We start from the raw sequence: 2,718 nt of genomic DNA on the forward strand, positions 1-2,718 counted from the left end.
CACCACATATGTCGGTAACCCCGCGACCCCTCTTCGATCGCGGCCGCCGCAGGCTCGGCCACCCCATGTCGGCTGCAGCGCCGGAGTCGGCGCGGGCACGGAGGGGAATGCGGCCCGACGTACAGCCGAACCGCGCCCCGAAAGGTGCGGCGTGCTCAGGCTCATGGGCCTCCACATCACCGGCGACGCCGCGGCCGACGAGATCCTGGCCGACCCCTTCGCGCTGCTGCTCGGAATGTTGCTCGACCAGCACATCAGTACAGGAGCATAAGGGGTTACACTTGGCCCATGGCCAAGACGCGGAACGCGACTCTGCTCCGCCGGGGTGCGGCATCCGTGGGGGCTGAGCGGGTCGAATCCCTCGAGGCTGTTCCGGACATCGTGCTCGGCGCCTACACACGTATCTCCGACGATCAGGAGGACGAGCTCACTGGCGACCGTCGCGCGGGTGTAGGTCGCCAGTTCGAGGCGATCGAGCAGCTCTGCCGAGCAGTGAGCGAGCGCGAGAGTGCCTGGAAGATCAACGGCCCGGCTTACGAGGACAACGACGTATCCGCATTCAAGGAGGTACTCCGCCCCGGGTTCGAACGACTGCTCCTTGACCTTGACTCAGGTGTCATCAGTGGCATCGTTGTTTATGACCTCGATCGACTGGCGCGCCGCCCGAAGGACCTCGAGCGCGTGATCGATATTTACGATAGGGCAGCAAGGGCCCATCGTATTCTGCATTTTCGCACCGTTCATGACGCCATTGACCTGTCGTCCCCTGATGGCATCACCCTGGCTCGGGTGATGGTCGCCTTTGCGAACAAAGCGTCGAGGGATACGGGGCGACGAGTTGCCGCAAAGCACCGAGCTACCGCCTTGACTGGGCGTCCAGTAAGTGGCACGCGGCCGTTCGGGTGGTACTGGACCCGGCACGAGGTCGCTCTCGCGGACGGTCGTTTACTGCCGGAGGTCATCAAGCCCAGTAGTAAAGGAAATCAAGCGATCGACGCGGCGGAGGCTGGAGAGATACAGCGGATAGCTGACGACCTGCTCCTCGGGTGCTCCATCAACTCCGTGGTGCGAGATTTGAATGGTCGCAACATTAGAACTTCCAAGGGCAACCCGTGGAGTGGGGCAACCTTGAAGCAGTTGATGCTTAGCCCGCGACTTGTCGGCTACCGGGTGCACCAAGGTGAAATGCTGGTGGACCCGAAAACGCAGAGCTTTGTGAAGGGCCAGTGGGATCCCATTCTTTCCGAGGAGACGTGGGGAGCGCTTGAAGACCTCCTGATGGGTGATGAGAACGCAACTGTCGAACGTCGTAGTGAGGCTCATCGTGACTACTTTCTCAGTGGCTTGCTGAGGTGCTCCGAATGCAGCGGCCCACTCCACGGCAACGCGAGGACCGAAAAGCACTTTTACTACGCCTGCAAGGTGCGAGGCGGTGGGATGAATGGTACGGGAGGTTGCGGAAAGGTCAGCGCGTCAGGGGTAGCCGTTGACGAGATCATCGGGGCGCTTCTTAAGGCCAGGATGAGAACAGTGGACGCTGGGCAACCTGAGCCCACCGGATGGGAGGGCGGAGGGGCTCTCGAGGTGGTCAAGTCGAAGATCAGGGCCGACGTCGATGCCTTCTCGACTGCTACGGGGGAGCTGGCGCAGAGGATTCTGGCGCAGCTGCGCGGCTTGCAGGAGCAGGCGGACGAGTTGCGCATGCAGCGAAATGCCTGGGTGCACGAGCAGGGTAGGCAACAGCGGCTGCGGACGGTTGGGGCGGAGGTGTGGCACGAACTGTCCACCGCAGACCGTCGTGCATACGCTCGTGCGGAGCTCGAGGCGATTTTCGTTCGCCGCGCTACTCGCCGCGGCAACAGATTTGACCCAGGTCGTCTCGTGCCGATCTGGCGGAGCCACGCTCCAGCAAACGCATGAGGGTTGCCCACCTCTCATTCGTCATCTCGGGGGCGTTGTCAAGGGCAGTCTGCAGCCACTCATCGCGTGTCATGGTGGCGGACCGTCCTGTGCTCACCCGGTGCGGCAGTCGCCGCTAGGAGTGCCTGCGGGTGACCGGGTCCCGCGCTGCTACGACGCCCGCGAGTAGAACGGGGAGAGGCCTGTTGGCCTCTCCCCGTTCGTGGTCAGTCGTGGAGCAGGGCGAGCCCTGCCGTGATGGACGTACCAAGCCGGGCCTTGACGGCGGCTCCGGTGGTCAGGATGTTCTCCAGGCTGCGTTGCGCCGCCTTGGCGTTGCGACCGACGTCGTCGAAGTCTTCGAGCGCCCGAAGTGCGGTGTCGAGGTGGGCCTCGAGCTTTGTCAAGTCGACCTCGCTGTCGGTGTCCCGGGTGTGGGTGGCAGCGACAAGCTCCCGTAGCACGAGGTACACCAGCCCGAGTGCGCTGTCGTCGTCGAGGGCGACCACGTAGCTGAGCTCGTCGACCCGGGCGAAGCTGCCGCCGCCAGGGACCTGGTCGCACGTCGGGACGAGCCCGAGCCCCGCAACGGCTTCCCGAGTCTCGCGCCCGGTCCCGAGCTCGGCGCGCCACTGACTGACGGTCAGCGGCCTTGTCCTGGTCTTGGCCTCCAGGACGATCCGCAGCGGGGTGCCGCGTCCTGCGACAGCCGACCCGAGGGTCGCCACGGCATCGCCGGCCCGCCGTGTTCCGCCCGGTGCGGCGGTGGCTCCGACGGCCTCGATCCGGTCGCCGGCCGCGGTGACAACATCAGTGGCC

At 64.8% G+C, this 2,718-nt stretch carries 2 protein-coding genes; one reads left to right on the forward strand and one right to left on the reverse strand.

Annotation, left to right across the window (positions count from 1 at the left end):
- The first annotated feature begins 288 nt into the window (after positions 1–288).
- The gene (locus H7290_RS19425) at positions 289–1,920 is read left to right on the forward strand and encodes a recombinase family protein (RefSeq protein ID WP_290515669.1); all 1,632 of its coding nucleotides are present in this window, start codon (positions 289–291) and stop codon (positions 1,918–1,920) included.
- Positions 1,921–2,126: 206 nt separating this feature from the next.
- Here H7290_RS19425 and H7290_RS19430 read toward each other — a convergent pair.
- On the reverse strand, positions 2,127–2,718 hold a 592-nt coding region (locus H7290_RS19430), incomplete at its 5' end, for a hypothetical protein (RefSeq protein ID WP_290515670.1).

This window comes from Aeromicrobium sp. (assembly GCF_014378035.1).
In the GTDB taxonomy this organism is placed as follows: Bacteria; Actinomycetota; Actinomycetes; order Propionibacteriales; family Nocardioidaceae; genus Aeromicrobium.